17 protein-coding genes are annotated in these 25635 nt (G+C 72.7%); 12 read left to right on the top strand and 5 right to left on the bottom strand.

Translation table 11 applies throughout. The annotated features are described in order from the left end of the window. Window positions 1–37: 37 nt before the first annotated feature. From OG472_RS09055 to OG472_RS09045, 3 genes are all read right to left on the bottom strand, one after another. The gene (locus OG472_RS09055; protein ID WP_405828885.1) at window positions 38–1546 is read right to left on the bottom strand and encodes a carboxylesterase/lipase family protein; all 1509 of its coding nucleotides are present in this window, start codon (window positions 1544–1546) and stop codon (window positions 38–40) included. Window positions 1547–1659: 113 nt separating this feature from the next. Next, the gene (locus OG472_RS09050) at window positions 1660–3240 is read right to left on the bottom strand and encodes a carboxylesterase/lipase family protein (RefSeq protein WP_405941287.1); all 1581 of its coding nucleotides are present in this window, start codon (window positions 3238–3240) and stop codon (window positions 1660–1662) included. A 13-nt stretch (window positions 3241–3253) separates the two neighbouring features. Next, on the bottom strand, window positions 3254–4600 hold the full coding sequence (locus OG472_RS09045; protein ID WP_405941286.1) for a M20/M25/M40 family metallo-hydrolase: 1347 nt from the start codon (window positions 4598–4600) through the stop codon (window positions 3254–3256). Between the two features lie 120 nt (window positions 4601–4720). On the opposite strand from OG472_RS09045, the gene OG472_RS09040 reads away from it, so the two are divergent. The 5 genes from OG472_RS09040 (at window position 4721) to OG472_RS09020 (ending at window position 12229) form a co-directional block, all read left to right on the top strand. Beyond that, complete coding sequence (locus tag OG472_RS09040; RefSeq protein WP_401604428.1) at window positions 4721–5467, top strand: class I SAM-dependent methyltransferase; 747 nt, start codon at window positions 4721–4723, stop codon at window positions 5465–5467. A 429-nt stretch (window positions 5468–5896) separates the two neighbouring features. Beyond that, complete coding sequence (locus tag OG472_RS09035) at window positions 5897–6136, top strand: hypothetical protein (protein ID WP_401604425.1); 240 nt, start codon at window positions 5897–5899, stop codon at window positions 6134–6136. A 99-nt stretch (window positions 6137–6235) separates the two neighbouring features. Continuing rightward, window positions 6236–7042: a hypothetical protein gene (locus tag OG472_RS09030; protein ID WP_405941285.1), complete on the top strand. Its 807-nt coding sequence runs from the start codon at window positions 6236–6238 to the stop codon at window positions 7040–7042. Further along, complete coding sequence (locus OG472_RS09025) at window positions 7039–9333, top strand: NHLP family bacteriocin export ABC transporter peptidase/permease/ATPase subunit (RefSeq protein ID WP_405941284.1); 2295 nt, start codon at window positions 7039–7041, stop codon at window positions 9331–9333. Before OG472_RS09030 ends, OG472_RS09025 begins: the two co-directional genes overlap by 4 nt. Window position 9334: 1 nt before the next feature. Then, entirely contained in the window at window positions 9335–12229 is a 2895-nt protein-coding gene (locus OG472_RS09020) for an NHLP bacteriocin export ABC transporter permease/ATPase subunit (protein WP_405941283.1), read from the top strand. A gap of 68 nt (window positions 12230–12297) precedes the next feature. On the opposite strand, the gene OG472_RS09015 is transcribed toward OG472_RS09020, so the two are convergent. Next, window positions 12298–13035, bottom strand: a complete 738-nt coding sequence (locus OG472_RS09015; protein ID WP_405941282.1) for an SCO6745 family protein — start codon at window positions 13033–13035, stop codon at window positions 12298–12300. Window positions 13036–13114: 79 nt separating this feature from the next. On the opposite strand from OG472_RS09015, the gene OG472_RS09010 reads away from it, so the two are divergent. The 5 genes from OG472_RS09010 to OG472_RS08990 all read left to right on the top strand — a co-directional run bounded on the left by OG472_RS09010 (window position 13115) and on the right by OG472_RS08990 (window position 20889). Then, window positions 13115–14011, top strand: coding sequence for a LysR substrate-binding domain-containing protein (locus tag OG472_RS09010; RefSeq protein WP_405941281.1), 897 nt, complete (start codon window positions 13115–13117; stop codon window positions 14009–14011). Between the two features lie 109 nt (window positions 14012–14120). Further along, the gene (locus tag OG472_RS09005) at window positions 14121–14882 is read left to right on the top strand and encodes a maleylpyruvate isomerase family mycothiol-dependent enzyme (RefSeq protein WP_401604414.1); all 762 of its coding nucleotides are present in this window, start codon (window positions 14121–14123) and stop codon (window positions 14880–14882) included. A 110-nt stretch (window positions 14883–14992) separates the two neighbouring features. Beyond that, the gene (locus OG472_RS09000; RefSeq protein WP_401604411.1) at window positions 14993–15916 is read left to right on the top strand and encodes a hypothetical protein; all 924 of its coding nucleotides are present in this window, start codon (window positions 14993–14995) and stop codon (window positions 15914–15916) included. Then, complete coding sequence (locus OG472_RS08995; RefSeq protein WP_405941280.1) at window positions 15913–20115, top strand: caspase family protein; 4203 nt, start codon at window positions 15913–15915, stop codon at window positions 20113–20115. Before OG472_RS09000 ends, OG472_RS08995 begins: the two co-directional genes overlap by 4 nt. Window positions 20116–20217: 102 nt before the next feature. After that, on the top strand, window positions 20218–20889 hold the full coding sequence (locus OG472_RS08990) for a CPBP family intramembrane glutamic endopeptidase (RefSeq protein WP_405941279.1): 672 nt from the start codon (window positions 20218–20220) through the stop codon (window positions 20887–20889). A 46-nt stretch (window positions 20890–20935) separates the two neighbouring features. Here OG472_RS08990 and OG472_RS08985 read toward each other — a convergent pair whose 3' ends face one another. Beyond that, window positions 20936–22687, bottom strand: coding sequence for an alpha/beta hydrolase (locus OG472_RS08985; protein WP_401604404.1), 1752 nt, complete (start codon window positions 22685–22687; stop codon window positions 20936–20938). Window positions 22688–22852: 165 nt separating this feature from the next. Between OG472_RS08985 and OG472_RS08980 the strand changes: the two genes are divergently transcribed. Then, window positions 22853–24151: a cation:proton antiporter gene (locus OG472_RS08980; RefSeq protein ID WP_405941278.1), complete on the top strand. Its 1299-nt coding sequence runs from the start codon at window positions 22853–22855 to the stop codon at window positions 24149–24151. Between the two features lie 109 nt (window positions 24152–24260). After that, a complete protein-coding gene (locus OG472_RS08975) occupies window positions 24261–25613 on the top strand; it encodes a diacylglycerol/lipid kinase family protein (RefSeq protein WP_405941277.1) in 1353 nt (450 codons plus the stop codon). The last annotated feature ends 22 nt before the right edge of the window (window positions 25614–25635 follow it).

Genomic DNA, 25635 nt, shown 5'->3' with positions numbered 1-25635 from the left:
TTCCAGCGCCCCGGCCTCTGGAGGCCGTGGTCCTGCGTCAGTGCGGCGTCAGATGGGAGACGGCCGTGGTGACGGTGTCGAAGCGCATGGTGGTGCGGGACCGCAGGTCGTACCGGTCCCAGCGCGGCATGGCCGGGTGGTTGGGGTCGCCGGTGCGTATGAACGAGATCCACGCCCGGTGCATGGTCCTGGCGAGGCCGTCCCTGATCCTGGTGTCCATTCCCGCCAGGAACGGTGCGTGCGACCAGGCGCCGAAGTTGTCGAACACGAAGGGCAGCTCCAGGCAGTGCGGGGCACCCAGGCGGCCCTCGTGCGCGGGGGTGGGGAAGTCGAACTCGTACGCCCAGACCGGGCGGCCCCGTGCCGCCCGCGCCTCCGCGAACGCCAGGGTGGGCTTCCTGAACAGCTCGTCGGTGCTCAGGTCGATGAGGACGTCGACGGGACGGGCGCCCGGGCGGGCGGCCTCGTACGCCGCGTAGGCATCGGCCGCGCCGTCGCCGAAGGTGTCCCGCGCCCGGGCGAGCACCTGCTCCCTGGTCGCCGACGCGTACGTCTCGCCCAGCGCGAAGCTGAAACCCGACTCCTCCCTGGTCCAGCCGATGAGGACGTCGATGTCGGCGCCCGGACCGTCGAGCAGGTTCTCGACCGGTTGCCGCCGCGCCGTCGAGCCGTCCAGAACCGGCAGGAACGGCACGGTCCAGTGCCCCCACTCCGCGGTGTCCCCGAGGAGCCCGGCGGTGGCCTCGACCAGCGACGGCCACGGTGCGGTGCGCAGTTCGTCGATGTCCTTCGCGCCGGCGCTCTCGAGATAGGCGGCGGTACGGGCGAGGGAGGCGGCCGGAGTGGACAGCGGCATCCCGAGCGGGACGCTCTGCAGGACGGCGCGCCGGAAGAGACGCCCGCCGCCCCCGCCGTCCCCGTGGCCCGCGAGCGCCGCGGTGGACAGGGCGCCGGCGGACTGGCCCGCCACGGTGACGTTGCCGGGGTCCCCGCCGAACGCGGCGATGTTGTCCTGGACCCAGCGCAGTGCGGCGATTTGGTCGGTGAGCCAGACGTTGCCGTGTTCGGCGCCGTCGTCCGACTCGAAGTAGAGCAGGCCGAGCGGGCCGAGCCGGTAGTTCAGGTTCACCACCACCAGGTCGCCGTCCCGCGCGAAGGTCTCGCCCGAATAGTTGGGCATCGCGCCCGACCCGGACAGGAAGGCGCCGCCGTGGATCCAGACCAGGACCGGCCGGCGCGCGTCGTCCGCGCCGGGCGTCCACACGTTCAGCGTCAGGCAGTCCTCGTCGAAGGGCGGGAGGCCGTGGCTGCCGAGTACGGGGTCGCCCTCGCGCACGGCTTGCGGGGAGGCGGGCCCGTACGAGGAGGCGTCGAGGACCCCGCTCCACCCCGGATGCGGCTGAGCGGGGAGCCACCTGAGGGATCCGACGGGCGGCGCGGCGTAGGGCACGCCCTTGAACACGGCGAGGTCGTCTTCGACGACGCCCCGGATCGGGCCCGAGCGGGTGTTCACGACGGGCGCGGTGCGGTCCTGAGCGGGAGCCATGCGGTGCTTCCTTCCATGACGGTGGTGTCGCGGGATGCGCCCGACCGAGCGGCGGCCGGGGCACGGCCGCGCGCGGGGGAGACGGGGCCGGGGAGGGATCGGTGCCGGGGCGGTCAGAGCCCGGACTTCTCGTGCCAGATCCGGCCGGACGCCCGGAGCGGGTCCTCGACGACCGACGGCTCGACGTCCCAGATGCGGGTCATCGGCTGTTCCTGCGTGTAGGGGGTCCATCCGGGATCCCCCGTGGCGGCGAAGGAGATCCAGGAGGCGCGAAGCCGCTCGGACAGGCGGGTGAAGTCCTGGGACGGGGCCCTGCCGCCGAAGAGGAAGGCCGCCAGCGGCCCCCGCGCGTGGCCGAACGTCGCCGGGATGTCCATGGTGTGGCAGGCGCCCAGGGCCCCGCCGAAGGCCGGGCTGCTCCAGGTGAAGTCGTACAGCCAGGCCCGGCCGCCCGCGGCGGCGTGCGCCTGCGCCAGCCACGTCGAGGGCATCCGGAACAGGGCATCGGAGTACATGGCGACGTACAGCTGTGGGTCGTTCAGGCCCGGGTGGGCGGCGCGGTACTCGGAGGCCGCCGGGCGGCCGAGTCCCAACTCCTCGGCGACGACGCCGAGGTCGAGGTCGCGGATCTTCGCGGAGGGACCTGCCGGCTTTCGAGACGCCCGCTCGCGCCATCCCGCGCGGGCCGCCGCGAGCATCATGGGCACGGCCCTGACCATCGCCGAGGCCTTGATTTTGACGAGGCCGCGCTCCATGGCGAACAGCGTGAACTCGTCGTGCGTATAGCCGGTGACGAGGTCCACGTCGCGTGCGCACCCCGAGCGAAGTGCGCGCCACGGCTCGTCCACGACGGTGACGCCGTCGATGACGGGCGAGAACGCGGTGATCGCCTCGGGGGTCGTCCAGTCCGACGGATTCGCCCGCATCGCCGCCAGGGGCGCGTCCTGCACGGCCAGCAGTGCCTCGGGGGGCAGCGAGGCCAGGCCCTCGGGACCCACACCGGCCGCCTCCCCGATCAGCGCGGCGATCCGCCGGGCCTCCTCCTCGGGCAGGAACCGCCCGGCCATGCTCTGGACGATGGCGCGACGGAACAGACCGCGCGCTGCGGGTGCCGACATCAGCGCGGCGACGGACGCACCTCCACCGGACTCGCCGAAGATCGTCACGTTGTCCGGATCGCCGCCGAACGCCGCGACGTTCTCGCGTATCCAGGTGAGCGCGGCGGCGTGATCGAGGAAGCCCCGGTTGGCGGGAGCGCCCGGCACGTGGCCGAATCCCTCGAAGCCGACGCGGTAGTTGAACGTCACGAGCACGACGCCGCCGCGGGCCAGCACCTCTCCGTCGTGCAGGGGATCGGCCGAGTGGCCCGTCTTCCACCCGCCGCCGTAGATCCACACCATCACCGGCAGCCGGTCACCGGCTCCTCCCGGGGTCCAGACGTTCACGCTGAGACAGTCCAGGCCGTCCTCCGGCCGCCACGCCGGGGGCATCCCGGGGACCAGTGGCAACTGCGGCGGTACGGCGCTGAAGGACCCGGCCGGCCGGACCCCTTCCCACGCAGGGACCGGGGCCGGCGCCCGGAACCTGAGGGGTCCTTCCGGGGGGAGGGCGTAGGGAATGCCCTTGAAGACCGACAGTCCGTCCTCGGCCGTGCCTTCGACCTTGCCGGCCAGGGTCTGGATGACAACACCCATGGGGTGGTTCCTTTCACGTGGAGAGTCTGAGAACCGCGTCCAGCAGGCATTTCCCGCCGAACATCAGGTCGGTGATCCGGGCGTGCTCGTCCGGCGCGTGGATGAGCCGCATGACGTCCGCGTCACTCGCGGAGGGGAAGAAGCCGACGACCTTCGTGTCGGGGAAGGCGCGGGCGTCCGTGGAGGCCGGGTTGACGTACGGAAGCACCCGCGCGCCCGGTTCGTGGGCCGCGACCGTATCGCCCAGAACCCGCAGGAGCTCCGGGTCGTCGTGGACGGCGCGGCTCTCCCTGCCGTGCAGCAGCGACACCTCGACGCGGTCCCCGACCGCCTTGCGGACCTCCGCCACCCAGTCCTCGGGCGACTGTCCGGGCAGCAGGCGGCCGTCCAGCACCACGCTCGCCTCGACGGGCACCACGTTCTGCCGGTGTCCCGCGGAGAGCAGCGTCGGAGTGGCGGTGTTGTGCAGCCCGGCGACCACGAACTCACGCAGGACCGGATCGATGGGCAGGCTGTTCGCGCCCGCCCACGTGGGGGCCTCCAGCAGACGTTCGACGGCCTGCGCACCCGTCCCCGGGTGCAGCTCGGCCAGGATGCCCAGCATGCGGTGCGCGGCCGGATGCAGCACGGACCGGGGCGCGAAGGCGCGCAGCCTGAGCAGCGCCTCGGCAAGCGTGAAGACAGCCGCCTCCGAGCGCGGGACGGAGGCGTGGCCGCCCGGACCGCGCGCGGTGATCCGCATCCTGGCGCTGCCCTTTTCGGCCACCTGGACGGTGTAGACGGGGCCGCCGGGCGTCAGGAAACGCTGCCCGCCGCCTTCGTTGAACGCGAACTCGGCCTCGACGAGACTCCGGTGGTTCTCCCACAGCCAGTACGCCCCCAGCCGGCTGCCGGCCTCCTCGTCGGCGGTGACCACCAGCAGCAGATCCCGGCGCAGCCGCATCCGGTGTGCGGCGATGAGCTGCATCACCAGCAGGCTCGCGGCGACCTGGCCCTTCATGTCCAGCGCCCCCCGACCCCACACGCGGCCGTCGGCCACCTCGCCGGAGAAGGGGGGCCGGGTCCACTGGCCGGGCAGGGCGCCGACCACGTCCGCGTGGCCCAGCAGCATGAGCGGCGGTTCCTGTCCCGAGCCCGGAAGCCGGGCGACGAGGTTGGCCCGGCCCGGTGCGGACTCCAGCACGGTGTGCGCGATGCCGAGGGGGGACAGCTCCCGGGAGAGGCGGCGCGCGACGGCGATCTCGTGGCCCGGCGGGTTGGAGGTGTCCAGTCGGATCAGTGCCGAGAGCAGGCCGACGAGGTGCCGTTCCTGTGCGGCCCAGGAGAACGGCAGCGGCATCGGCTCGGGTGTGGTGGGCATGGACGCTCCGGAGCTCCTGAAAAGGCGCAGACATCTGCTGTTACACGTGTAACCATCTCTGGGGGTTCTGTTTAGCACCCCGCCGAGCCCCGCGCCAGCCATCACCCGGAGGTTTCTCTCATGGCCCACGACTACGAGACCCGCGTCGAGGAGGCCCTGCAGGCCGGCATGACGGGCTGGGACTTCAGCTGGCTGAAGGGCCGGGCGGACGGCGAGGGCCCCTCCTGGGACTACGGACGGCTCGCCCGCGCCCGGCTCCCGCGCGCGCGGAGCCTCCTGGACATCGACACCGGCGGCGGTGAGTTCCTCGCCTCGCTCGCCCCGCTCCCGCCCACGTCCGCGGCCACCGAGAACTGGCCGCCCAGCCTCCCCCTGGCCCGGGCGCGCCTCTCCCCGCTGGGGGTGGAGGTCCATCGGGCGTCGGGACGGAACCTGCCCTCCGGACGCTTCGACCTGATCCTCAACCGGCACGGACTGCTGGATGCGGCGAGTATCCGCGCCGCGCTCGCACCGGGCGGCCGGCTCCTCACCCAGCAGGTGGGCAGCCGGAACCAGCCGGAACTGAACGAAGCCGTCGGCATCCCCTCGCCGGCCGATCCCGACGGCTGGACCCTGGACGTCGCCGTACGGGCCCTGGAAGGCGCGGGCCTGCGCGTGACCACGGCGCGAGAGGAGATGAGCCCCTACGTCTTCCGCGACATAGGAGCGGTGGTCTTCCAGCTGTGCGCCGTCCCCTGGCAGTTCCCCGGATTCGATCCGTCCGCGCACGAGCCCGCGCTACGCCGACTCGACCGGCACATCGGAAGGACGGGCGGATTCACGGCACACGACCACCGGTTCCTGATCGAAGCGCGAGCGGGAAGCTGAACGCCTCGTCCCCTGCAGCGTCGAGGCCCCGCGCGTACCAGGCGTGATGGCACCGTCACCCCGCGCGCCTTCCGGAAATCTGCACACCGTGTCCGCGATCACTCCTGCCGGCTTCCTTCGTCCGGCGGTACGGCGGATATGTCCCAACTGTTTGGTGGCGGCTTGCCCCGTTTGGTTCCGTGTAAGCAACGGACGGCCCGTATCTGTTACTCGATCCTGTGAAGAAGCCGTCACCATTCCGTGAATCAAGCTGCACGTCGGTCCTCGGAGGTGGGCATCCGCCCGTGATGAGGCGTCAACGGGATTGGGTGGGCAGCCCGTTCGCGTGCTTTCATCTTGCGCATTGCGGCAGTCGGGAATGGCGCCCGAGTTTCGGGCCGCCCGGCCGCCGCAGCTGTGAATTCCTCCCCCCAATGAAAGGTGCGCGTCATGCGTAACGACATCGAGACCCGTGAGATCGACGACACCGAGCTGGACGCCGTCTCCGGCGGCATCATCAGCGTGTCCGGCGGCCTCGCCGGCGCCGTGACCAGCGATGTCAACGACGTCGTGGGCGTCGTGGGCTCCCTCCACACCGTCCAGGCCGCGCAGGGCATCGTCTCCCACGTCCCCGGTCTCGTCACGGGCATCACCGGCGTTTCGCTGAACACCGGTCGCGCCGGTCTCTGATCAGGAAATCCCCATGAACCCCGGAGCGTCCCCCACGGCTCCGGGGTTCCTGGCTGCCCGCCTGCCCGGCAGACGTAAATGCAGTGGAAGGAATGATCCGTGCAGTTTCGCCAAAAGGCTCTTTCCAAGCTGCAATCGCCCGAAGAACTCGACCTGCCCGTTCGCTTTGCGCGCCCGCAGGGGAGGCTCGTCCTGGCCGTCACGGTCGTCGTCATGGCCGCCGCGGGCTTCTGGGCCTTCACGGGCACCGTGTCCTCCAAACTGAGCGCCCCCGGCATCCTCACCCGGGCCGGGGGCAGTTACGTGCTGCAGACCCCGGTCGCGGGACAGGTGACCGGAGTCCTCGCCGAGGAAGGCCAACTGCTGGCCGCCGGCGCGCCCCTGCTCAACGTCCGTACGGAGCAGGGGGACCGCCCCGTGCGCGTGGTGACCGCCGGCCGGCTGACGACGCTGGTGGCCAAGGTGGGTTCGGTCGTCGCCACGGGCGCGGACGTGGCGACCGTGGAACGCGTGAAGGATCCGGAGGACCCGCTGGTGGCCGTCCTGTACGTGCCGGGCGGCAGCGGCTCGGCGATCCCCGTGGGCGCCCCGGTCGACCTGAGCGTCCAGTCCGTCCCGCAGCAGCAGTTCGGCATGCTGCGCGGCCGCGTCAAGGCGGTCGGCCGCGCGCCCCAGACGCCGGCCCAGATCGGCGGCTTCCTCGCCGACAGCGGGCTCGCCGGGCAGTTCTCCGGCCACGGCAACCCGGTCGCCGTCCTCGTACAGCTGGAGCCCTCGTCCTCCACCAAGTCCGGCTACCGGTGGTCCTCCGCGGACGGGCCCCCGTACACCGTCGACTCGCGGACGCCGGTCACCGGCGCCGTCCACCTCGCCGCGCGGCGCCCCGTCGACTGGCTGCTGCCGTGACCGCACCCCAGACCTCGCCGCAGGCCCCTCAGCTCCCTCCCGCCGGACGCCGGCGCCACCGCCCCGAGCCCAAGGGAGGCGGCTCTCGCCGCAGGTCCGCGTCCGCCCGTACGGTCCCCGGGGCCCCCAGGGGCAGGACGCCCCGCCCCGTACGCACCCCCACCGTGCTGCAGATGGAGGCGGTGGAGTGCGGCGCAGCCGCCCTGGCCATGGTCCTCGGCCACTACGGCCGCTTCGTCCCCCTCGAGGAACTGCGCATCGCCTGCGGCGTCTCCCGCGACGGCTCCCGCGCCAGCAACCTCCTCAAGGCCGCCCGCGGATACGGGCTGAAGGCCAAGGGCATGCAGATGGACCTGGCCGCGCTCGCCGGGGTGAGCGCACCGGCCGTCCTCTTCTGGGAGTTCAACCACTACGTCGTCTACGACGGCACGGCCCGCCGGCTCGGCCGCAGGGGCGTGTACGTCAACGACCCGGGCAAGGGCCGCCGGTTCGTCCCCATGGACGAGTTCGACACCAGCTTCACCGGTGTCGTCCTCACCTTCGAACCCGGCGACGGCTTCCGCCGCGGCGGCCGCAAGCCGGGCGTCCTGGGCGCCATGCCGGCCCGCCTGCGCGGTACTTCGGGCACCATGGCCGCCGCCGTGATCTCCAGCCTGCTCCTGGTCGCCGTCGGCGCGTCCGTACCGGCCCTGAGCCGCACGTACATCGACATGTTCCTCATCGGGGAGCAGACGTCCCTGCTGGGCGTGCTGTTCGCCTCGATGGCCGTCGCCCTCGTCCTCACCGCGGCACTCACCGCACTGCAGCAGGCCAATCTGCTGCGCGGACGCATCATCTCCTCGACCCTCGGCAGCGCCCGCTTCTTCCGGCACCTGCTCAGACTTCCGGTCGCCTTCTACTCCCAGCGCAACCCGGCCGACCTGGTCCAGCGCCTGCAGTCCAACGACGCGGTCGCCGAGACCCTCGCCCGGGACCTGGCCGCCGCGGGCGTGGACGCCGTCGTGGTCGTGCTCTACGCGGTGCTGCTGTGGACCTACGATCCGCAGCTCACCCTCGTCGGCGTGGCCGTGGCGCTGCTCAACGTGCTGGCGATGCGGATCGTGATCCGGCTGCGGGCCACCGGTACCCAGAAGCTGCGCGCCGAGAGCGCCCGGCTCACCAACACCTCGTACAGCGGTCTCCAGCTCATCGAGACGATGAAGGCCACGGGCGGCGAGAACGGCTTCTTCCGCCGCTGGGCCGGACAGCACGCCGTCACCCTCGACGTGCAGCAGCGGCTCGGCGTGCCCAGCGCCTGGCTGGCGATCGTGGCGCCCACACTGGCGGCGCTCAACAGCGCGCTGATCCTGATGATCGGCGGCCTGCGGGCGGTGGAGGGGCACCTCACCGTGGGTCTGCTCGTCGCCTTCCAGGCCCTGGTGACCAGCTTCACCGCGCCGATCTCCCGGCTGGGCGGCGTCGCCGGCCGGATCCAGGACTTCGCGGCCGACGTCGCACGTCTCAAGGACGTCGAGAACTTTCCCGTCGCACCGGTCCACGCGCGGCGCGAGCCCGCCGCCGGCACCCGCCGCCTCAAGGGCCAGGTGGAGCTGGACCACGTCACCTTCGGCTACAGCCCGCTCGACGCCCCGCTGCTGAAGGGCTTCTCGCTCTCGGTCGGACCCGGTCAGCAGGTCGCGCTCGTCGGCGGCTCCGGCAGCGGCAAGTCCACCGTCTCCCGGCTGATCTCCGGCCTCTACACCCCCTGGGAGGGGGCCATCCGCATCGACGGGATGCGCCTGGAGGACATCCCGCGCGGCGCGCTGGCCGCTTCCGTCTCCTTCGTCGACCAGGACGTCTTCCTCTTCGAAGGCACCGTCCGCGACAACATCACGCTGTGGGACCCCACCATCGCGGACGAGGCCGTCATCGCCGCGCTCGAGGACGCCGCCGTGCACGACGTGGTCGCCCGCCGCCCCGGCGGCATCCACAGCCGGGTCGAGCAGGACGGCCGCAACTTCTCCGGCGGCCAGCGCCAGCGGCTGGAGATCGCACGGGCGCTGGTGCGCCGCCCCAGCGTCATGGTCCTCGACGAGGTGACCAGCGCCCTGGACGCGGTCACCGAGCAGGTCATCATCGACAACCTGCGCCGACGCGGCTGTGCCTGCGTGGTCATCGCCCACCGGCTGAGCACGGTGCGCGACAGCGACGAGATCGTCGTACTCGACCGGGGCACGGTCGTGGAACGCGGACGGCACGAGCACCTGGTCGCGGCGCAGGGGCCGTACGCCGCACTGGTCAGGGAGCACTGAGGTGACGCACGCCCACCACGCCGTCCCCGTCCCCGCCGCCGAGGGCCGGCCGGGCAGGGCCCCGGACCCGGTCGTCGCGGCCCTGGGCGCCCTGGGCTCGCCCGTCGACTGCACGGGCCTGCGCAGCCTGTCCCTGGAGGGCCCGCTCGTCCTGTGGCTCGTCGTGCAGGGCGAGCTGGACCTGTTCGCCGTCGACGCCGTGCAGGCCGGGCACTGGCACTTCCTGGGCCGCCTGGAGCCGGGCACTCTGCTGCTGGGCCCGGCCGAGGGCCCTGACCACACCCTGGTCGGCCGGCCCCTGCAGGGATGCCGACTGCGCCGCATCGAACTGCGGGAGCTGTACCGCCCGGAGTACGACCAGTTCCACGCCGGCCAGTTCCACGGCGGAGCGTGGTACGCCGAACAAGGGCACTACGGCGCCCCCGCAGCAGGAGGGCCGAGCCCCCTCGAGGACGCCTTCGCGCGCGGCATAGGCCGCGGTCTGCGCGTGCTCTACCAGGCACCGCTGGACGGCAGTGCCACCACCGGTCACGGCGCCGACGACGACATCCTGTGGATGCAGATCACCCCCGGCAGCGTGCAGTACGGCGCCGTCTACGAGGCGGAGGCGGTCGGCACCCTCCTCGTCGACCCGGCGATGTGGCAGGGCATGGTCGACCAGCAGCACCGGCTGCTGTACGCACTGGACGGCTGGATCGAACAGCAGGAGCGCGCGCACGAGGACCGCACGGCGGCCGGCATCGAGGCCGGCCGGGCGGCCCGTACCCAGGCGGACCGGACGCTGCTGGCGTCCATCGTCCGCTCCGGCCGCCATCCCCACCGGAGCGGGAGCGCCGACGCGACCTTCGCCGTGTGCCGCCTGGTCGCCGACGCGGCCCGCATCACCCTGTCCGAACCGGGCGAGGTCACGGGCCCCGCGTCCGGGCAGACGGACCCCGTCGAACGCATCGCGCTCGCCTCGCGGATCCGCACCCGCGAGGTCAGACTCGGCGGGCGCTGGTGGCGGGAGAACAGCGGTCCGCTGGTGGGCCGTCGCGAGGAGGACGGCACACCGGTCGCCCTGCTGTGGCGGCGCGGCGGCTACGAGGCGGTCGATCCCGCCACCGGCACGCGCGAGCGCGTCGCCAAGACCGACGGGACCGCCTTCGAGCCGCGCGCCGTCATGCTGTACCGCCCCCTGCCCGACGGACGGGTGGGCCTGCCGGCGCTGCTCCGGTTCAGCGTGCGCGGCACCTTCCAGGAGCTGCGCAGCCTCGTCCTGGGCGGGCTGGTCACGGTGGTCCTGGGTGCGCTGGTGCCGATCGCCACCGGCCAGATCCTCGGCCGGTACGTCCCGCAAGGCGAGAACGGCCTCATCGTGCAGACCGGGCTGGCACTGATCGCGACGGGCATCGTCTCGGCCGTCTTCATGCTCCTGCAGAACACCTCGCTCCTGCGCATGGAGGGCCGTATCGAGGCCACCCTGCAGCCTGCGGTGTGGGACAGGCTGCTGCGGCTGCCGACGAGGTTCTTCGCCGGCCGTTCCACCGGCGAACTGGCCGGCGCGGCCATGGGGATCAGCGCCATCCGCCGCGTGCTGTCCGGCATCGGCCCGGTCTGCGTGCAGGCGGGTGCGGTCGCCGCGATGAACCTCGTGCTGCTGCTCGCCTACAGCGTGCCGCTGGCGATGGCGGCGCTCGCCATGCTGGTCGTCATCGCAGCCGTCTTCCTGAGCCTGGGCCTGTGGCAACTGCGCTACCAGCGCCGGCTGATCAGGCTGGGCCACCGCCTCAACAACCAGGCCTTCCAGACCCTGCGCGGCCTGCCCAAGCTCCGCGTCGCCGCGGCCGAGAGCTTCGCGTACGCGGCCTGGGCGCGCGAGTTCGCCCGTACCCGCGACCTGCAGCAGCGCATCGGCCGGATCCAGAACGTCATCACGGTCCTGGGCGCCGTCTACCTGCCGCTGTGCACGCTGGTGATGTTCGTGCTGCTGGCCGGACCGGCCCGCGGCGCCATGTCGGCGAGCGAGTTCCTCACCTTCAGCACCGCGCTGACGATGCTGCTGTCCTCGGTCACGCAGCTGACGGGTGCGCTCATCTCGGCCGCCGCCGTGCTGCCGATGTTCGAGCAGATCAAGCCGGTCCTGCAGGAGACCCCCGAAGTGGTCCGCTCCAGCACCCGGCCCGGCGAGCTGACCGGCGCCATCGAGGCCAGGAACCTGTCCTACCGCTATGCCGACGACGGGCCGCTCGTCCTCGACGACGTCGACTTCCAGGTCCGGCCGGGCGAGTTCGTCGCCGTCGTCGGGGCCAGCGGCTGCGGCAAATCCACCCTGCTCCGCCTGCTCATCGGCTTCGACAAGCCCGTCTCCGGCAGCGTGCTGTACGACGGCCAGGACCTGGCGGCGCTCGACCAGGCGGCCGTGCGCCGCCAGTGCGGTGTCGTCCTGCAGAACGCCCAGCCCTTCACCGGCTCGATCCTCGACTGCATCTGCGGCGCCGGGACGTTCTCACCCGAGGAGGCGTGGGAAGCCGCCGCGATGGCGGGCCTGGCGGAGGACATCAAGGCGATGCCGATGGGCATGCACACGATGCTGTCCGACGGCGGCGGCACCGTCTCGGGAGGCCAGCGTCAACGGCTGATGATCGCCCAGGCCCTGATCCGCAAGCCGCGCATCCTCTTCTTCGACGAGGCCACCAGCGCCCTGGACAACGAAGCCCAGCGCGTGGTCATCGAATCCACCCGTGCCCTGCACGCCACCCGCATCGTGATCGCCCACCGGCTCTCCACGGTCATGGACGCCGACCGTGTGATCGCCATGTCGGAGGGCCGCATCGTCCAGCAGGGCCCACCCGCCGAACTGCTCGCCGACACGACCGGCCTCTTCCACCGCCTGGTCAACCGCCAACTGCGCTGACGGGCGGCGCGGCGGCCCGACTGCCGCCGACCACGAGGGCAGCGTGCAGGACGCCGTCCCGGCAGCCGTCACGGAGTGGGGGAGGCGGTCAACGCGTCGACGAGCCGGGCGAATTCGGTGCGCTGGCCGCCGGTCAGTGTGGCGTAGAGGGGTGCCTGCAGCTCATCGGTGAGCCGCTCGGCACGCTGCCACCGGGGGGTCCCGGCTGCGTCGACGGGCTGTGGCTCCTGCCAGCCGTAGCGGGCGGCCTGCTCGGCGCCGAGGTTGACGACCATGGCCGCACGGGCGCTCAGCCCGCACTGGCGCACCGCCACCAGATGGCAGGCGCCGCGGTGTTCCCGCAGTACGTGCAGGCGCTGCATGGCCGCACCGACCGGGTCGTCGCCCGGGCAGGGTTGCGCGCGCCAGCCGGCGAACAGAGGCAGCGCGTCGGCGTCGGCGGCGTCGATCAGCTGCTGTGCCAAGCGGTTGAAGTGCTCCACGTCGACGGCGGCCGGGATGTGGGCGCGCCCCCACGACCGGACGGCCCCTGCGTAGCAGGCGGCGGCCTGCTCCGCCGGCATCACGGGCCGTCCCGCGGTCCATCCCGCGGCGACCAGGTGGGGTCCGAGGAAGCCCTGTACCGCCTGCACCACCGCGGTGGGTGCCTCGCCGAGCACCCCGAACCGTCCGCGGCAGTAGAAGCCGCGCCCTGGGGGAAACCCTGCGCGCAGACCGACGGCGGCGGTCGCCCCGTCGGACATGAACGCGTCGCCGAAATCGTGGATGGCCCGGGCAACTGCGGCGATGCAGTCGAAGATTTCCATGCGCTGAAGGTCGCCCACCCTGACTCAATAGGTCAAGGGGATGTTTTCTGCCGGAACCCTTTAGGTAATCTATCGAGTCATGTTGGATGTCCGCCGTCTGCACATGCTCAAGACCGTCGCCGCCCGCGGTTCCATCGCCGCGGCCGCCCAGTCACTGGGGCTGACCGCCGGCGCCGTGTCCCAGCAGCTGTCCGCGCTGCGCCACGACGTGGGCGTCGACCTGCTGCGCCCCGACGGGCGAACCGTGGCACTGACGGAGGCGGGCCGGGTGCTCCTCGAACACGCCGACCGGATCCTCGCTGCCGTGGACGAAGCCGAGAGCGCCCTCGCGGCGGTCAAGGGCACGGTGGGAGCCACCGCCACACTGGCCGCGTTGCCGTCGACCGTCGCCAGGATCGTGGCGCCCGCACTGACCGCACTGGGCTCGGACCATCCGCAGCTCGCCGTGACCTGTCTCGTCACCGACCAGGCACAACTGCGGGAACTCACGCTCGGCACCGTCGACGTGGTGCTGGGGCAGCGGTATCACCACCTGCCCGACACCGCGCCGCGGGGCGTCGAGGTCGCGCCCCTGCTCGACGATCCGCTGGCCGTCGTCACCGCGGCCGGCCGAGGGGACGGGCGGCCCGTCGCCCTGCGGGAACTGGCCACGCACAGCCTCGCCCTGCCGCCGCCCACCACGGAGTGCGGACAGGCCGTCCTGCACGCCTGCCAGCAAGCCGGCTTCACGCCCGCGGCGCGCTACGTCACCGCCGACATCGCCGCCCAGCTCACCCTCGCACGGGCAGGACTCGCCACCGCACTCGTCCCCCGGACGGCCATCGACCCGGCCGCGCCGGGAATCCGGACGGCGCCCATCGGGGACCGGCCGATCCTGCGCCTCCTGTTCGCCGCGACGCGTCGTACCGAGACCGCGAATCCGACGCACACCGCCGTCGTCGCAGCCCTGCGCGCCGCCGCGCGGAGTGAAAGTTGACATCGTCAACGGTTGCGAATTAACGTCACATTACTTAAAGACGTAAACCATCTACTTCCTTAAGTATCCCTGCCCCCTGGGGCGGCACCAGCAGAGGAAGGGCACCGACATGAACCCCGCCCAGCACGGAGCGGCCGTCGCAGCCGAGACCGCCGGATTCGTCGCCGCGGTCAGGTCGGCCGACCTCTCCACCCCGGTGCCGACCTGCCCCGGCTGGACGCTCGAGGACCTCACGCGGCACGTCGGCAGCGTGCACCGCTGGTTCAGCGAGCTGCTCCGCCGGCGCATCCAGCAACCGCCGACCAGCCGTGAGGTCGACCTGCGCCTCCCGGAACATCCCGACGCCCTCCCGGACTGGCTGGCCGCGAGCGCGGGGGAGTCCGCCGAGGTGTTCGCCGCCACCGACCTGGACGCACCGATGTGGGCCTGGGGGGTCGACCAGCACGCCCGGTTCTGGGTTCGGCGCATGCTCTTCGAGACCCTCGTCCACCGGGTCGACGCCCAACTGGCGCTCGGGCTCTCGCCGCACGTCGACCGCGCACTGGCCGTCGACGGCATCGACGAGTTCCTCACCAACCTGCCGTTCGCCTCCACCTTCGCGCCGCTGACCGCCCAACTGCGCGCCCCTGACCGGACCGTTCGCTTCAGCTGCACGGACGGCGACGGCGACTGGCTGGTCGCCTTGCGTGCCGACGGCTTCGCCCTGGTGGCCGACCAGGCCGAGCTCCGCGCGGCGGACGCCGCGGTCCAAGGGACGGCCGCCGACCTCCTGTTGCTCCTCTACGGCCGCCTGGACCACCGGAGCGACGCCTTCCGTCTGCTCGGCGACCCGGACCTGCTCGCCCACTGGTTCGCCCACTCGGCCTTCTGACCACGGGGCGCCTCCTGACCGCTTGGGCCGGCGAAAGGGAAGGGCCCGCCCCGGGCGCCCACCCCCGACTATGCTCGCGACAGAAGTGCAGAACGGGCATGAGGGGGAGCATGAGCCGGGTCGTCGTGGTGCACGGGGTGGGGCGGCAACTCGACACCGCCGAGACCCTGTTGGCGGAGGTGGAGCCCGCACTGCGCGGCGGCGTCGGACTGGCGCTGCGCCGCGATCCCACCCTCGGACGGCTCGCCGACGGCGACATCGCCTGCGCCGGATACGGGGACCTCTACCGGCAGCCCGGCACGCGCGGCGAGCCGTACTACCGGGCCGAGGACGTGGAGCCGGGGTTCGAGACCGAGCTGCTGGAGGCCTGGTGGCGGGAGGCCGCCCGGCTGGACCCCCGCATCCCCGGACCGGACCCCGCCGGTCCGCACACCACGGCCCCCGGCCCCGCCGCCCGTGGCGCCGTCGGCCGCCTCGCCTCCCGCCCCCTCGCCGTGGACCGGGTGCGCCGCGCCCTGCACGCCCTCACCCGCACCCGTTTCTTCGGCGCCGTCTCCGACCGGCTGCTCATCTCGGACCTCAAGCAGGTGCGGCGCTACTTCACCGAACCCGAGCTGCGCGCCGCCGTACGGGCCCGGGCCGCGGAGCTGATCACGCCCGAGACCCGGGTGGTCGTGGGCCACTCGCTGGGCTCGGTGGTCGCGTACGAGGCGCTGTGCGCGCTCGGGCCGGACCGGCCGCCGCTGAACCTGGTCACCATCGGCTCCCCGCTGGGGCTGGCCGGGCTGGTCTACGACCGCCTCCAGCCCGCACCGCGGCCGGACGGCGCGGGGGTCTGGCCCGCCCCCGTCAAGGAGTGGACCAACCTGGCCGACCGGGGCGACGTGGTCGCCCTCGTCCGCGAACTCGCGCCCCGGTTCGGGCCGGAGGTCCGGGACCTGCCCGTGGACAACGGCTCCGAGATGCACAGCATGCGCGCCTACCTGACGGCGGTGGAGACCGGGACGGCGATCGCCACCGGACTGGCCCGGTGACACACGGCCCGCACACGGCCGCCGATGCACCCGACGCACCGTACGCATCGAACGGCCCGGCCCCCGACGGCCTCAACCGGTACGTCTTCGCCTTCGGCACCGGCACGTTCAGCGCCGACCCGCACCTCGAAAGCCTGCCCGGCGTGCCCGAGGACCTGAGCCGGGTCAAGGCCCTCTTCTCCTCCCTCGGGTACGCGGCGATCCTCCCGGAGCTCGCCGGCGCACCCGACGCCCAGCAGGTGCGCGCCGGCCTGGAGGACTGGCTCAAGGCGGACGAGCGCTGCAAGGAGGACGTGCTCGTCGTGTACTACGCGGGGCACGGCCTGCGCGACGACCGTTCCCACCGGCTCACCTGCCGCAACAGCCGGCACGACCGGATGAGCACCACCCTCGCCTCCCGCGAACTCGCGGACCTGCTGGCCGACACCCTGGTCGGGCACGTCCTGCTCCTGCTCGACACCTGCTACGCCGAACTGGGCGCCGCCGAGATCGCGAACGTCACCGGCCAGCTCGTGGACTACCGGCCCGCGGGGTCCGACGGGCTGTGGCTGGTGGCCTCGGCCCGCTCCCGCGAACTCGCGTACGACCACGCCTTCGTCACCGCCCTGGAGGCCGCGGTGCGCGCGGGCACGGCCGGAATGCGACAGCCGTACCTGGACATCCCCACGGTGACCGACCAGGTCAACGGCCATTTCCGGGAGCACCGGCCGGACCAGTGCGCCAGCTATCACGCGGTGTCCGGCCACGCGGTCCCGCCGTTCCTGCCCAATCCGAGGTACCGTCCGGGCCTGCCCGACGAGGCGATGGACGTGGAGTCGCAGCGGGAGTGGACGGCGCACTTCGGTCCGCGGGGCCGCGGGGTGGAGTACGCGAGCGAGCCGGGCGACTGGTTCACCGGGCGCCGGCAGGCCCTGGCCACACTGGCGGGCTGGCTGCGCGACCCCGTCCACGACGCCCGCGCCCGGGTGGTGACCGGGGATCCGGGATCCGGCAAGTCGGCCGTCCTGGGCCGGCTGCTCGCGCTGGCCCGCCCGGACCACCCGGAGGCCCCGCCGCACCTGCTGCCGCCGCCCGGTTCGGTGACGCTCTCCGTGCACGCGCACGGCACCACCCTGGAACGGCTCACCGCCCGGCTGGCCGCCGCACTGGACGTGGAGGCGGACAGCCCGCCGCAGCTGCTGGCCCGGCTCGCCGAGTACGAGGGCCCCCTGCGGACCGTGCTGATCGACGCGCTGGAGGAGGCGGGTACGGGCGTCGGCGGGCGGGAACCGCAGCGCATCGCCCGTGAGTTGCTCCGGCCGATGTCCGTCCTGCACAACCTGCGCCTGCTGGTCGGCACCCGGCGGACGATGATCCCCGAACTGGGCCGGGCCGTCGAGGTCATCGACCTGGACACCGACGCGTACACCGGCCGCGACGACATCGAGCAGTACGCGCGGCACACGCTGGCCGGGATGCCCGGCGGGCCGACGGAAGAGACCCGGGAGGCCGTGGCCGCCGCGGTGGCGCGACGCGCAGGCCGTTCCTTCCTGGTCGCCCGGATGACCGTACGGGCCCTGCTCCACGGGGACTTGAACCCCGACCCGTCCCGGCCGGGCTGGGAGGAGGAGCTGCCCTCGGAGGTCGGACAGGCCTTCGACGCCTACCTGGCCCGGTACGGGGAGAACGAGGACCGGGTACGGCGGCTGCTGCGGCCCCTCGCGTACGCGGAGGGCTCCGGCCTGCCCTGGGATTCGCTGTGGGCCCCGCTGGCGGCGGCCCTGTCGGGCGAGAAGTGCACCAACGACGACGTGGACTGGCTGTGGCGGCAGGCGGGGGCGTACGTGGTGGAGGTGCCGGCCGGCGAGGACCGGTCGGTCTTCCGCCTGTACCACGAGGCGCTGGCCGAGCACCTGCGCGATCCACGGCGCAGCCGCGAGGACCAGCGCCGGATGACGGCCGAGCTGATCGCCTCGGTGCCGTCGCGACCCGACGGCGACGGCCCGGACTGGGAGCGCGCGCACCCGTACGTCCACGCCCACCTGGCGGGCCACGCGGCGGCGTCGGGAGACCTCGAACGCCTGCTGCAGGACCCGTGGTTCCTGGTGCACGCGGATCCGGACGGGCTGCTGGCCGCGATGGACGGCGTACGGGGCGCCGACGCGCAGCGGGTCCGCACGATGTACCGGACCTCGGCCCACCGCTACCGCGGTCAGTGCGTCCACGAACGGGCCCAGGTGATGGCGGTGGACGCGGCCCGGTACCGGCTGGAGGAGCACCGGAGCAGGCTGGGGCGACGCCTGGAGTGGACACCGAGGTGGGCGACCGGATCCCAGACGAGCAGCCTGTTCCGGGGTGAGCTGAGCTCCTGGTCCGCCCATCCGCTGATCGCGACGGAGCTGCAGGGCAAGCCGGTGGTGCTCAGTGCGCAGTACGACGGGCCGGTGCAGGTCTGGGATCCGGCGCAGCAGAGCTGCGTGGCCACCCTGGACGGGCACACCGGCGAGGTCACGGCGATGGACTGCATCGAGGTGGACGGCGCCACGCTCGTCGTGACCGCATCCCACGACGGAACGCTGCGCGTCTGGGACCTCGCACGCAGCACCGAACTCCGGCGGTTCGTGGTGCAGACCGGGGCCGAGGCCGCTCGCAGCGATGACGAACAGGCGATGGAGACCGTGGTTGCGGGCTTGGCCTGCGCCCGGGTCCGAGGTGAGGTGCTGATCGTCGGCTGCGCCCCGGACGGTTCGGCATGGACCCGGGAGCTGATGTCAGGTGAGATCCGCCGGACCCTTCCGGGTGGGACGCGGTACAGCCGGTACGAGCTTGTGGTCTTCTGCCCGGGGAGTCGGCAGGCGGCAACCGCTCTGATCGGCTTGCCGTCCGGTCTGCTCCGGCGGTGGAATCTGGAGACGGGGGAGTGGGACGACTTCCAGGACTTCGCCGACTGCTGGGCGGTGGCGGGCCTCGTCCAGAACGGCCGTGAGCTCGTGTGCCTCGGCGACCGTGAGGGGAACATTCACTTCCGCGACCCGGCCACGGACACCGTCGTGTCCTCCTGCCGTGTCGGGCACGGCTGGATCACCGCCATCGCCTTTACGGAACTCGACGGCCGGGCGGTCATGGTGGTGGGCTACGGGGACGGCTCGATCGAGCTGAGAGAACGGCCGGGCGGCAGGTTGCTCGCCCGGCTGAACGGCCATACGGACTGGGTGCATTCCATCGTGATCACCAGCGTGTGCGGCCGACCCATGGCCGCCAGCTCCGGCAGTGACAATTCCGTCCGGCTGTGGAACCTGGAGGAGCAACCCGAGGAGATCGAGCCCCCCGGCCATTCCAGCCGGGTGTCAGCGGTCGCGTGCACTGTGCTGGACGGCGCCCCCGTTGCGGTGTCGGCGAGTCACGACCGCACGGCCCGGGTATGGGACCTGTCCTCCGGACGGGAGCTGCGGCGCCTCGAAGGGCACACCCATTGGGTGGCCAGCGTGGCCTGCGCGACGGTCTCCGGCGCTCCGGTCGCGGTGACCGGCGGACATGACAACACCGTGCGGATGTGGAACCTCGCGGACGGGTCGGAGACCGGAAGAACCGAGGCGGGTTACGCGGCACCGCTTGCGTGCGGATACGTCGGAGGTGGCCCGGTCGCCCTGTTCGGGCAGCAAGGCCCCGACGGGACCCGGACGGGCATTTGGCACCTGGAAACCCTCCAGATCAGCGGAACCTTCGAGTCCACCGGATACCAGGGTGCCGCGGTCTCGACTCTCGTGGACGGACGGGCTCTGGCCGTGATCGCGGGGAACGACCGGCTCGGGACAGGCGAGCGGCAGGTGGCACTCTGCGATCTCACCGACGGGACCCAGGTGGGCTACTTGGAGGGCCTCACCGACCAGGTCAACGCCATGGTGTGCGGCACCGAGGGACGCGATCCCGTGGTCCTGGCGGCCACCGCCCACCACGGAGCGCAGGTGTGGGACCTGCGCACCCGGCAGCTGCGCTGCCAGCTCGGTGACGGCTGGGTGTCCGATGTGGAGATCGGCCTGCTGAACGAGGTACCTGTGGCCGTCACCGCCGACGACGACGCCGTACTCATCTGGGACCTCGGCAACGCCACCCTCCTGCACGAGATCCACCTGCCCGTCGATCCCGATGCCGTCGCCTTCGCCCCCGGCGGCGAGCTCGTCGTCGGCGCCGGTTACGAGGTGATCGTCCTGGAGCGCTGAACCACGGCGCCGCACGCCGCACGGCACGGGGTACGAGGGCGCCGTACCGTGAGTGGCATGCCGTGGAGCCGACGCCGGAGACGAATCGGTACCTGGCCGGCCGTGGGAGTCACGGTGGCCGTCCTCGTCGCCGCCAACCTGGCCGTGCACCACTGGACCGGCCTGTTCGGCCTGGTGACGGCCGTCCTGGTCAGCGCCCTCCTGCTCGGTGTGCTCTTCTGGGCCGGCGGCACCCTGGCGGACGCGGGCCTGGCTCCCGGCACGCTGGCCCGCGGTGCTCGTTGGGCGCTGGCCCTGATCGGCCTGGTCGCCGTCGTCTACCTCGTCGCGGCCCTGCTGCCGGCCACCCGAGCGCTGTTCGAGGACCGGCGGTACTCCGGGATGACCGGGAGCGAGCTGCTGCTGCGGGTCTTCCTGCTGGTTCCCGTCGGCACCGTCCTGGTGGAGGAGATCGCCTTCCGCGGCGTCCTCTACGGTCTGGTGTGCCGCGACCGCGGGGCGGCCTGGGCGACCGCCGTGTCGAGCCTGCTGTTCGGCCTGTGGCACGTGCTGCCGTCCCTGCACCTGGCGACTGCGAAACCCGCCCTGACCACGGTCTTCGGGGACTCCGCGACCGGTGCCGCCCTGGCGGTCGTGGCGGCCGTGCTGTTCACGACGGCGGCCGGCGTCCTCCTCTGCGCACTGCGTCGCCGCAGCGGCAGCCTGCTCGCTCCGATGGGCCTGCACTGGGCGGTCAACGCACTCGGCTACCTCGTCGGGTTCCTGCTGCGCTGAGCCGACCGCGCGGCGGCGCGGCGCGGGCCCGCGCCGCGCCGCGGGCTCAGTTGTCCGGCCGGATGATGTCCCTCAGCCGGTCCAGGTCCTGCGCCGTGAATCCGGTGGGCCGCATGACGGCGTTCCAGCCGTCGACGTACGCGGCCTTGTAGGTGTGGCCGTGGCCGTCCGGAACGCCCGTGGAGAACGGCAGGTCGGCGGTGACCTGCCAGAAGGTCACGAGGGGCATCCAGAACATCCCTTCGAGCACGTCCGAACCGGGCGCCTCGCCGATCCAGTCGGGTTCGGAGAAGGCCAGCCCGGGGCTCCACCACACGATCGGATCGGACGGGTGCATGAGGTAGAGCACGCGCGTGCCGTCCCACGGCCGGTCCTCGGGAGGCATCCCGGTGGCCGGGTCGTCGGTGAACCGGACGGTCCGCCCGTCCTTGTAGACGGGCTCGATCTCGGGACTCCCCGCGTCGCGCTGATCGCTGAACTCGCGGAACAGCGTGTTGAAGTTGGGCGGGCCGGCGAACAGGGTGCCGGCGGTGCGGTTGCGCAGGTCGTACTCCCCGCTGAAGGCCGTCTCACCACCGAACGATCCCAGGCTCTCACCCGCCACGAACAGCCGCGGCCGCTGGTCCTGCGGCAGCTTGGACCAGGTGTCGTAGACCGCGTCGAAGAGTTCGCGGCCGGCCGCGCGCGCCTTGGACTGGTCGACGAGGTACGACAGCCACGACGGCAGGTACGAGTACTGCATCGCCACCGTGGCCGAGTCGCCGTTGCCGAGGTACTCGAACGAGTCCACGGCGGCGGGGTCGACCCAGCCGCTCCCCGTCGTGGTCATCACGAGCAGGTTCTCGCGCGTGAAGCCGCCCGCCCGTTCGAGGTCGGCGACGGCTCGGGCCGCCCGGGTCTCCGTGTCCTCGGAGGTCGTCAGCCCGGCGTAGGCCCGTACGGGCTCCTGCGCCGGGCGGTGGGTGAACGCGCCGATGTCCCGGGCCGACGGTCCGCTGCCGGTGAAAGCGCGGCCCTGCCTGCCCAGCGAGTCCCACGGCACGAGAGAGCCGGGCCCGCCCGAGCGCAGCGTCGAGGTGGGCTGGTGCACGCCTTCCGGCGTCTCCGTATCCCGCACCGAGAACGCCTCGTTGGCCGCGTTCACGAAGCCGCCCAGCAGGACACCGGAGAACACGGACCATGCCAGGCCCGCCACCACCAGCCAGCCGACCACCCGCGCCGCTCTCGGGCCGATCCAGCGCCCGAGCAGGTCGGCGGCCCAGTGGTACAGGCGCCGGAGCCCCCGCCCGGCCAGCAGCAGGAGCCAGAAGACGAGCGCGGCGACGAAGGGGCAGGCGACGGCGGTGACGACGTTGTAGTCGGTGACCCCCATGAGCGTGCGGATCTCGTGCTGCCAGTACTGTCCGAGCCCGAACGAGAGGCCGAACAGCACGATCGCGCTGACGAGCAGCACGAGCCACGACCTGCGCGAGGCGCTGCGCGCGTCCCGGTCGGCGAACGCGCGCCACACGTACGCCGCGCACACGCCGAGCCCGTATCCGATGGCCGCGGTGATGCCGGCGATCAGTCCTTGCAGGACGCCGCCGCGGGGAAGCAGCGACGGAGTGAAGGACAGGCACGCCAGGACGAGCGCGCCCCAGCAGCCGGGCAGTGTGAAGTGGAGCAGCCGGGCGCGCTTCCCGGAACCGGGGGGCCGTTCGGCGGCGGCCGGGGGCGTGCCGCCGGGCTGCTCCACTGCGCCGTCCGCCGTGCGCGGTGCCGGCCCTTCCGAGGGTGAGACCGGCGGGTCGTGGCTCATCGTTCGCCTCCAGGGAGCAATGGTCCCAAGGCCCCGCCGGTCGTGCCATCCGGTGCCCGGGTGGCACCACGCGGCGTGTCCTTGCCGACGTCGGTCCGTCACGCTCCGTCGGCCTGTAGTAACGAGGTCACGCGTGGTGCGGCGGGCGGATCCGGAGGGCTGGTCATGAGCGGTGGCGCCTGGACCGTTGCGGCGGTGGCTGCCGTCACGGCCGCGTACGCGCTCGGCTCGCGCCGGCTGTCCTCGACGCCGTTGTCGTCGGCGATCGTGTTCGTCGGCGCCGGCGTCCTCCTCGGGCCGGCCGTGTTGAACGTCGTCAACCTGGCGCAGGACGCCGCGCCGATCGTGGCGCTCCTCGAAGCCACCCTGACCCTCGTGCTGTTCACCGACGCCCTCTCGGTGCGCAGACGCGACCTGCGGACCGGCGGCTTCCTGCCCGGTCGTCTGCTCGGAATCGGACTGCCCCTGAGCATCGGCGCGGGCTGGCTCCTCGCGTGGCCCCTGCTGCCGGGGCTGACGATGTGGGAGCTCGCCCTGGTCGGTGCCGTCCTCGCCCCGACCGACGCCGCCCTCGGGAAGACCGCGATGTCCCACCCGCGGGTACCGGCGCTCGTACGTGACGGACTGAACGTCGAGAGCGGCCTCAACGACGGCATGGTGCTGCCCTTCTTCATCCTCTTCCTCGCGGCCATTCCCAGTACGCACTACGCGCAGGAGGGCGTCGCGGGAGTCTTCTGGCGCGCCCTGGTGCTGAGCACCGCCATCGGTCTGCTGATCGGGTGGCTGGGAGGCCGGCTGCTGCAGTGGTCGCGTGCCCGGGGATGGGTCGCGCCGGAGTGGCGGCAGGTCTACCCGCTGGCCGTCGCGGCAGCGGCGTACGAGCTCGCCGTCGTGACGGACGGCAGCGGGTTCATCGCCGCCTGGGTGGCCGGCTTCGCCTGCGGTTTCGCCCTGCGCCACTTCCCGGCCGGCGCCGGGCAGGGGGACGCCGCCCGAACGGCCGAGTTCACCGAGACCCTCGGAGGGCTGCTGGCGGCGGTCAGCCTCCTCGTGTTCGGGGCGGTGCTGCTCGGGCCCACACTGGAACACCTGAGCTGGCGGATCTGTCTGTACGCGGTGCTGAGCCTCACCGTCGTCAGAATGCTGCCGGTGGTCCTCGCCCTGGCCGGGAGCGGACTGCGGCCCCGCACGGTCGCGTACATCGGCTGGTTCGGTCCACGCGGTCTCGCGTCCGTGGTGCTGGCGCTGCTCGTCGTGGAGGAACACGTTCCGGGGGTGGACCTCGTGGGGAGGGTGGTCGCGGTCACCGTCGGCCTCAGCGTCCTCCTGCACGGCGTCTCGGCCGTGCCCCTGGCCGAGCGGTACGGCAGCTGGTACGAGAAGGCCGCGGCCGCCGGCCGTGATCTGCGCGAGGGCACCCCCGTACCCGGTGGACGTGCTGCGCAGGGTGGTGACCGCCCCTAGCCTGAAGTGGAGGCCTGCGGACGTCCGTGTCCACGGGAAGTCGGCCCACCGGGTACGCAGGGATCGAGATTCCTGGCCGGCAGCCGGAGGAGCGCTGGGAGGTTGCCCCATGAGCAGGCGCTGGGCCGCGCGTCTGGCCTTGGCGGCCGGCGTGGCGGCTGTTGCGGTGCTGGTGGTCTTCGCCGGGCTCGGCAGCCTCGTGCTCATGGGCGTGGGGTGGGCGGGGCTGGTGCTCACTGCGGCCGGTGGGTGGTGGATGCTGACCCACACCGGCTGGATCAGGGCGCTCGCCGTGCTGCTCGTCGTCGCCGCGCCGCTCGGTGTCCTGATCCTGTACGCGATCGCCGGGCTGCTGTGGGTCGTGCTGGTCTCGCTCGGCCTGTGGGCGCTGGCCGTCTCCGCAGGCCGGGCCGCGCTGGTCGAAGACACCCCGCCCGGCATGCCGGAGCGCCCCGTCGGCCGGCCCGAGCGGCCGTTCCTGATCATGAACCCGCGCTCGGGCGGCGGAAAGGTCGAGAAGTTCCGGCTGGCGGAGCGCGCCAGAGCCCTGGGGGCCGAGGTCGTCGTGCTGGACCCGGCCCATCAGCAGGATGTGGCCGAGCTGGCGCGGACGGCCGTCCGCGGCGGCGCCGACCTGCTCGGCGTCGCGGGCGGCGACGGCACGCAGGCCCTGGTCGCCGGTATCGCCGCAGAGCACGACCTTCCCTTCATGGTGATCAGCGCAGGCACCCGCAACCACTTCGCCATGGACCTGGGCCTGGACCGGGAGGATCCCTCCACGTGCCTGGAGGCACTGACCGACGGCGTCGAGCTGCGCATCGACATCGGATACCTCCATGCGGGAGAGCCTGCGGAAGGCTCCGCGGGCCGGAGCGAAGGGCGCGTCTTCATCAACAACGCCTCGTTCGGCGTGTACGCGGAAGTCGTGCAGAGTCCCGCCTATCGCGACGACAAGGCCCGCACCATCCTGGAGATGCTGCCGGATCTGCTGACCCACCACACCGGCGCGCGACTGAGCGTCCGTGCCGGTTCGCTGACCAAGGACGGCCCCCAGGCCGTACTCGTGAGCAACAACCCCTACGAGAGGGGCGACTCGGCCGGACTGGGACGCCGCGGGCGCCTGGACTCCGGCCTGCTGGGGGTGCTGTGCGTCGGAGTCGGCAACGCCGCCGAGGCGACGGAGCTCCTGTTGCGCGGAGGGCAGGGCCGCGGGCTGACCGAGGCCACCGCCCGGGAGGTCGTCGTCGAGGCCGACGCCCCCGTCATCCCGGTCGGTGTCGACGGCGAGGCCCTGACGCTGCCCACTCCGGTGCGCTGCCGTCTCGCCCCCGGCGCTCTGCGCGTGCGCGTGCCCCGGCACCGGCCCGGCGTGCCGCACGTCGCGCCGCCGATGGACTGGCGCCGGGTGCGGCGTCTGGCGCTGACGATGGGGCGGGTCGCGGCAGGACGCGAAGCCGCTTGACCGACGGCTGCCGGGTCCCGCC

Source organism: Streptomyces sp. NBC_00207 (assembly GCF_045160965.1).
Lineage (GTDB): Bacteria > Actinomycetota > Actinomycetes > Streptomycetales > Streptomycetaceae > Streptomyces.
Note: the sequence above shows the minus strand (reverse complement) of the source record. Positions and strands in the feature narration are given on the sequence as shown.

What these genes read in the sequence shown, in the direction of transcription:
- OG472_RS08985 (WP_401604404.1), bottom strand. Translation starts at nt 22,687, where the DNA reads ATGAGCCACGACCCGCCGGTCTCACCCTCGGAAGGGCCGGCACCGCGC.
- OG472_RS09035 (WP_401604425.1), top strand. Translation starts at nt 5,897, where the DNA reads ATGCGTAACGACATCGAGACCCGTGAGATCGACGACACCGAGCTGGAC.
- OG472_RS09055 (WP_405828885.1), bottom strand. Translation starts at nt 1,546, where the DNA reads ATGGCTCCCGCTCAGGACCGCACCGCGCCCGTCGTGAACACCCGCTCG.
- OG472_RS09010 (WP_405941281.1), top strand. Translation starts at nt 13,115, where the DNA reads ATGTTGGATGTCCGCCGTCTGCACATGCTCAAGACCGTCGCCGCCCGC.
- OG472_RS09015 (WP_405941282.1), bottom strand. Translation starts at nt 13,035, where the DNA reads ATGGAAATCTTCGACTGCATCGCCGCAGTTGCCCGGGCCATCCACGAT.
- OG472_RS09005 (WP_401604414.1), top strand. Translation starts at nt 14,121, where the DNA reads ATGAACCCCGCCCAGCACGGAGCGGCCGTCGCAGCCGAGACCGCCGGA.
- OG472_RS09040 (WP_401604428.1), top strand. Translation starts at nt 4,721, where the DNA reads ATGGCCCACGACTACGAGACCCGCGTCGAGGAGGCCCTGCAGGCCGGC.
- OG472_RS08980 (WP_405941278.1), top strand. Translation starts at nt 22,853, where the DNA reads ATGAGCGGTGGCGCCTGGACCGTTGCGGCGGTGGCTGCCGTCACGGCC.
- OG472_RS09000 (WP_401604411.1), top strand. Translation starts at nt 14,993, where the DNA reads ATGAGCCGGGTCGTCGTGGTGCACGGGGTGGGGCGGCAACTCGACACC.
- OG472_RS08975 (WP_405941277.1), top strand. Translation starts at nt 24,261, where the DNA reads ATGAGCAGGCGCTGGGCCGCGCGTCTGGCCTTGGCGGCCGGCGTGGCG.
- OG472_RS09045 (WP_405941286.1), bottom strand. Translation starts at nt 4,600, where the DNA reads ATGCCCACCACACCCGAGCCGATGCCGCTGCCGTTCTCCTGGGCCGCA.
- OG472_RS09050 (WP_405941287.1), bottom strand. Translation starts at nt 3,240, where the DNA reads ATGGGTGTTGTCATCCAGACCCTGGCCGGCAAGGTCGAAGGCACGGCC.